This window comes from Anaeromyxobacter sp. PSR-1 (assembly GCF_000964525.1).
GTDB lineage: Bacteria > Myxococcota > Myxococcia > Myxococcales > Anaeromyxobacteraceae > Anaeromyxobacter.
In genome coordinates this window covers 1-5601 of the sequence record NZ_BAZG01000239.1, presented here as the reverse complement: position 1 = coordinate 5601, position 5601 = coordinate 1, and the positions used below count along the sequence as shown (strand labels likewise).

4 protein-coding genes and 1 pseudogene are annotated in these 5601 nt (G+C 73.8%); 4 read left to right on the top strand and 1 reads right to left on the bottom strand.

The window, feature by feature from the left end; translation table 11 throughout:
• The 4 genes from PSR1_RS21260 to PSR1_RS21245 all read left to right on the top strand — a co-directional run.
• On the top strand, positions 1–325 hold a 325-nt coding region (locus tag PSR1_RS21260), incomplete at its 5' end, for a glycosyltransferase (RefSeq protein WP_152643407.1).
• Between the two features lie 16 nt (positions 326–341).
• On the top strand, positions 342–1655 hold the full coding sequence (locus PSR1_RS21255) for a UDP-glucose/GDP-mannose dehydrogenase family protein (RefSeq protein WP_059439365.1): 1314 nt from the start codon (positions 342–344) through the stop codon (positions 1653–1655).
• Positions 1656–1741: 86 nt separating this feature from the next.
• On the top strand, positions 1742–3880 hold the full coding sequence (gene glgX, locus PSR1_RS21250; protein ID WP_059439364.1) for a glycogen debranching protein GlgX: 2139 nt from the start codon (positions 1742–1744) through the stop codon (positions 3878–3880).
• Positions 3881–3941: 61 nt separating this feature from the next.
• Positions 3942–5381, top strand: a complete 1440-nt coding sequence (locus tag PSR1_RS21245; RefSeq protein WP_059439363.1) for a sigma-54 dependent transcriptional regulator — start codon at positions 3942–3944, stop codon at positions 5379–5381.
• Between the two features lie 7 nt (positions 5382–5388).
• On the opposite strand, the pseudogene PSR1_RS21240 reads toward PSR1_RS21245, so the two are convergent.
• Positions 5389–5601 (bottom strand): annotated as a pseudogene (locus tag PSR1_RS21240) (hypothetical protein); the annotation flags it as partial.

Here is a 5601-nt window from a genome sequence, read left to right as displayed (position 1 = left end):
GTCGGTGCGGCTGTTCGAGGCGGCGGCGTGCGCGACGCCGATCGTGTCCGACCCGTGGCCCGGGATCGAGACCGTGTTCGCGCCCGGGCGGGAGCTCCTGCTGGCCCGCTCCACCGCCGACGCGCTCGCGATCCTGGAGCGGCTCCCGGAGGACGAGCGCCGGGCGGTGGGCGCGCGGGCGCGGCGGCGCGTCCTCGCCGAGCACACCGCGGCCCACCGGGCCGAGGCGCTCGCCGCCCACGTGCGCGAGGCGCGCGAGCGCGCGGCGCGGCGCCGGGCGCCGGCGCGGCGGCGCGAGCGGGTGGCGCAGGAGGATCCGGGCTAGCGGCCGAGGGGGATGGATGCGGATCGCGGTGGTGGGCGCGGGGTACGTGGGGCTGGTCACCGGGACCTGCCTCGCGGAGTCCGGCAACGACGTCAGCTGCGTGGACACCGACGCCGGCAAGGTCGAGCGGCTCCAGCGCGGCGAGGTGCCGATCTACGAGCCGGGGCTGGAGGAGCTGGTCCGGCGCAACCTGCGCGAGGGGCGCCTCCGCTTCGGCACCGACCTGGCGCAGGCGACCGGGCGCGCCAAGGTGGTGTTCCTCGCGGTCGGCACGCCCGAGGGCGAGGACGGCGACGCCGAGCTCCGCCACGTGATGGAGGCCGCCGAGGAGGTGGCGCGCGCGGTGAAGCACTACACCGTGGTCGCGACCAAGAGCACCGTGCCGGTCGGCACCGCCGGGCGCATCCAGGAGATCATGGCCCGCCGCGCCCGCTTCGAGGTGGACGTGGTCTCCAACCCCGAGTTCCTGAAGGAGGGGGCGGCGCTCGAGGACTTCCAGCGGCCGGACCGCGTGGTGGTGGGCGCGAGCAGCGACCGCGCCCGGCGGATCATGCGCGAGCTCTATGCGCCGTTCGTGCGGACCGAGCGGCCCATCCTGTTCATGGAGCCGCGCTCGGCGGAGATGGTGAAGTACGCGGCGAACGCGATGCTCGCGACGCGCATCTCGTTCATGAACGACATCGCGCTGCTCTGCGACAAGGTGGGCGCCGACGCGGAGCAGGTCCGGCGCGGCGTGGGCGCGGACACGCGCATCGGCTACCCGTTCCTGTTCCCGGGGATCGGCTACGGCGGCTCCTGCTTCCCCAAGGACGTGAAGGCGCTGCTCGCCACCGGCCGCCGCCACGGCGTGGACCTCGACCTGCTCCGCGCGGTGGAGAAGACCAACGAGCGCCAGAAGCGCCACCTGCTCGCGCGCGCGGTGCGACACTTCGGCGATCTCGCCGGCAAGGTGTTCGGGGTGTGGGGGCTCGCGTTCAAGCCGCGCACCGACGACATGCGCGAGGCGCCCTCGGTCGAGGTCATCGAGGGGCTGCTGGGCAAGGGCGCGCGAGTGCAGGCGTACGACCCGGTGGCCATGGACCGCGCCCGGCGGCGCTTCGGCGAGCGGGTGACGTTCGCGCCCGGGCCGTACGAGGCGCTGGAGGGGGCCGACGCGCTGTTCGTCGTCACCGAGTGGAGCGAGTTCCGCAACCCGGACTTCGAGCGCATGAAGGCCCTGCTCCGCGCGCCGGTGGTGTTCGACGGGCGCAACGTGTTCGAGCCCGAGGAGATGCGCGAACAGGGGTTCAGCTACTTCTGCATCGGGCGGGCGCCGGCCGCGGCGCGCTGAAGCACGGCCCCACCCGGACCCTCCGTCGTCCTGGCGGGCGCGCCGCGGGGGTCCCATCTTGTGGTGGAGGCCGCGACGGAGGCCCCATGAACGGCGATCGCACCTGGCCTGGCCGACCCTACCCGCTGGGCGCGGCGTTCGACGGCGAGGGCACCAACTTCGCGGTCTACGCGCGCCACGCCGACGCGGTCGAGCTCTGCCTGTACGATCCCGCCGAGCCGGCCACCGAGCGGCGGCGCCTCCGGCTCGGCGCCCGCACCGGCCACGTGTGGCACGCCTACCTCCCCGGCATCGGCCCGGGCACGCCCTACGGCTACCGGGCGCACGGGCCCTACGAGCCGGAGGCGGGGCACCGCTACAACCCGGCCAAGCTCCTCGTCGACCCGTACGCGCGCGAGCTGACCGGCGAGGCCGACCTGCGCGGCGCGGTGTTCGGCTACCGGCGCGGCGCGCCGGACGAGGACCTCACCCCGGACCCCGAGGACTCCGCGCCGTGGGTGCCGCGCGCGGTGGTGGTGGGCAACCACTACGACTGGGAGGGCGACCGGCCCCCGTGCACGCCGCTGCACCGCACCGTCGTCTACGAGCTGCACGTGCGCGGCTTCACCATGCGTCACCCGGAGGTCCCGCCGGAGCTGCGCGGCACGTACGCCGGGCTCGCCTCCCCGCCCGCGCTCGAGCACCTGGCGCGCCTGGGCGTGACCGCCGTCGAGCTGCTGCCGGTGCACGCGTTCGTGGACGACGCGTTCCTGCTCCAGCGCGGGCTGCGCAACTACTGGGGCTACTCCACGCTCGCGTACCTCGCGCCGGAGCCGCGCTACGCGGCGCGCCGCGGCCCGGGCGAGCAGGTGAACGAGTTCCGCGGCATGGTGAAGGCGCTGCACCGCGCCGGCCTCGAGGTGATCCTCGACGTGGTCTACAACCACACCTGCGAGGGCAACCACCTCGGCCCGACGCTCTCGCTGAAGGGGCTCGACAACCGGACGTACTACCGGCTCGCGGGCGAGGCGCCGCGGTACTACGCCGACTACACCGGCACCGGCAACTCGCTCGACCTCACCCGGCCCCAGACGCTGGCGCTGGTGATGGACTCGCTCCGCTACTGGGTCACCGAGATGCACGTGGACGGCTTCCGCTTCGACCTGGCCGTCACGCTGGCGCGCGACCCGGAGACCTTCGACGAGGCCTCGCGGTTCCTGGCCGCGGTGCATCAGGATCCGGTGCTGCGGCAGGTGAAGCTCATCGCCGAGCCGTGGGACGTCGGGCCGGACGGCTACAAGGTCGGCGCGTTCCCGGTGATCTGGTCGGAGTGGAACGGGAAGTACCGCGACGTGGTGCGCCGCTTCTGGAAGGGCGACGGGGACCAGCAGCCGGAGATGGGCTACCGGCTCACCGGCTCGGCCGACCTCTACGAGCCCGCCGGCCGGAAGATCTACGCCAGCGTGAACTTCGTCACCGCGCACGACGGGTTCACGCTGCGCGACCTCGTCTCCTACGACCGCAAGCACAACGAGGCGAACGGCGAGGAGAACCGCGACGGGACCGACGAGAACTTCTCCTGGAACTGCGGCGTGGAGGGCGAGACCGACGACCCGGCGGTGCTGGCGCTGCGCGACCGCCAGCAGCGGAACCTCATGGCGACGCTGCTCGTCTCGCAGGGCATCCCGATGATCGCCGCCGGCGACGAGATGGGGAAGACGCAGCGCGGCAACAACAACGCGTACTGCCACGACGACGAGCTGGCCTGGGTGGACTGGGACCTCGACGAGCGGCGCCGCGCGCTGCTCGCGTTCACCCGGCGCATGATCCGCCTGCGCCTCTCGCAGCCGGTGCTGCAGCGGCGCGGCTTCTTCCGCGGCGCGCAGCTGTGGGACTCGTCGGTGAAGGACCTGGCCTGGTTCCGGCCGGACGGCACCGAGATGACCGAGGCGGACTGGGCCGAGCCGTTCGCGCGGTCCGTCGCGTTCCTGCTGGGCGGCGACGCCATCGCCAGCCCCGACGAGCACGGGGAGCGGATCGTGGGCGACACGCTTCTCGTGCTGCTCAACGCGCACCACGAGCCGGTCCGCTACGTGCTCCCGGCGGTCGAGTGGGGCCGGCGGTGGCTGGTGCTCGAGGACACCTGCGCCGAGCCGGACGGGCGGCACGGGCCGGTGGAGGCCCGGGGCGCGGTCCAGGTGGAGGCGCGCTCGCTCGTGATCCTGGCCCGGCCCGCCGAGGTGTGACGGCGGCCCACCGCGCGCGGCGCGGGCGTCCCGGGCCGAGGTCGCCTATGATCGCGCGCGCATGGACCCGACCAAGGCGAACATCCTGGTGGTGGACGACGAGCGGAACATCCGGCGCACGCTGCGGATGGTGCTCGAGGCCGAGGGCTACGCGGTGCTGGAGGCCGAGAGCGCCGAGCAGGGGCTGGAGGTGCTCCAGGCCGAGCCGGTGGACCTGGGCGTCTTCGACATCCGCCTCCCCGGCATGGACGGCCTGGCCCTGCTCTCCCGCGCCCGCGAGCTGTGGCGCGACCTGCCGGTCATCATGATCTCCGGCCACGCCGACACGAGCGACGTGGTGGACGCGGTGAAGCGCGGCGCCACCGACTTCTTCTCCAAGCCGGTGGACCGCGACCGCGTCCTCGTCTCGGTGCGCAACGCGCTCTCGCGCCGGGACCTCGAGGGCAAGGTGCAGGCGCTCTCCGCGCGCGAGCGCCGCTTCTCCGACGACATGCTGGGCGAGAGCCCGGCCATGCGGAAGCTGCGGGAGGACATCGGCAAGGTGGCGCCCACCAGCGGCCGCGTGCTGGTCCTGGGCGAGTCCGGCACCGGCAAGGAGCTGGTGGCGGCCGAGGTGCACCGGCAGTCGAGGCGCGCCGACGGGCCGTTCGTGAAGGTGAACTGCGCGGCCATCCCGTCCGAGCTCATCGAGTCGGAGCTGTTCGGGCACGAGAAGGGCAGCTTCTCGGGCGCCGCGGCGCGCCGGCGCGGCCAGTTCGAGGTGGCGCACGGCGGGACGCTGTTCCTCGACGAGATCGGCGACATGGGGCTGTCCGCCCAGGCCAAGGTGCTCCGCGCGCTCCAGACCGGCGAGGTGGTCCGCGTCGGCAGCGAGAAGGCGTTCACGGTGGACGTCCGGATCATCGCCGCGACGAACAAGGACCTGGAGGAGGAGGTGCGGAACGGCACGTTCCGCGAGGACCTGTTCTTCCGCCTGAACGTCGTGCCGCTCACCGTGCCGCCGCTGCGCGACCGGCTCGAGGACGTGCCGGTGCTCGCGGAGCGCTTCTTCCAGCTCGCCACGCGCGAGAACGGCCTGCGCCCGAAGCCCGTGGAGCCCGACGTCTACGACCGGCTGAAGCAGCACCGCTGGCCGGGCAACGTCCGCGAGCTCCGCAACGTGTGCGAGCGGATGGTGATCATGAGCGGCGAGCGCATCACCTCCGCCGACGTGCCGGAGACGGTCGGCCCGCGCGCCGCGCCGCCCCCGCCGCCCGGCTCCGCGGACCTGTCGCGGTACGGCGAGGTGCCGCTGAAGGAGCTCCGGGACCTCGTCGAGCGCGACTACATCCTGGCGCGGCTCGAGGAGCACGACTGGAACATCACCCAGGCCGCGCAGGCGCTCGGCGTCGAGCGCACCAACCTGCACAAGAAGATCAAGCAGCACGGGCTCTCCCGCGCCGGCCGCGCGCCGCCGAGGGAGGAGGCCGACGAGGCGGGCGAGGGCGACGCGGAGGCCTGAGGACGGCCTACTGGATCCGGTCCGCCGGCTGCTCCGCCCGCTTCTCGGACAGGCAGCGCCGCAGCGCCGCTTCGTCGGTCCACCCGCAGGCGCCGTCCGCCTGGCGCTCGCAGCGGGCCGCGACGTAGCAGGCGAACTCCGGCTTCATGATGCACGGCGAGACGAGGTCCTCGGCGGCGCACAGCTCCCCGGCGCAGCCGGTCCGCCGGCACGCGCCGGC

What these genes read in the sequence shown, in the direction of transcription:
- PSR1_RS21255 (WP_059439365.1), top strand. Translation starts at nt 342, where the DNA reads ATGCGGATCGCGGTGGTGGGCGCGGGGTACGTGGGGCTGGTCACCGGG.
- glgX (WP_059439364.1), top strand. Translation starts at nt 1,742, where the DNA reads ATGAACGGCGATCGCACCTGGCCTGGCCGACCCTACCCGCTGGGCGCG.
- PSR1_RS21245 (WP_059439363.1), top strand. Translation starts at nt 3,942, where the DNA reads ATGGACCCGACCAAGGCGAACATCCTGGTGGTGGACGACGAGCGGAAC.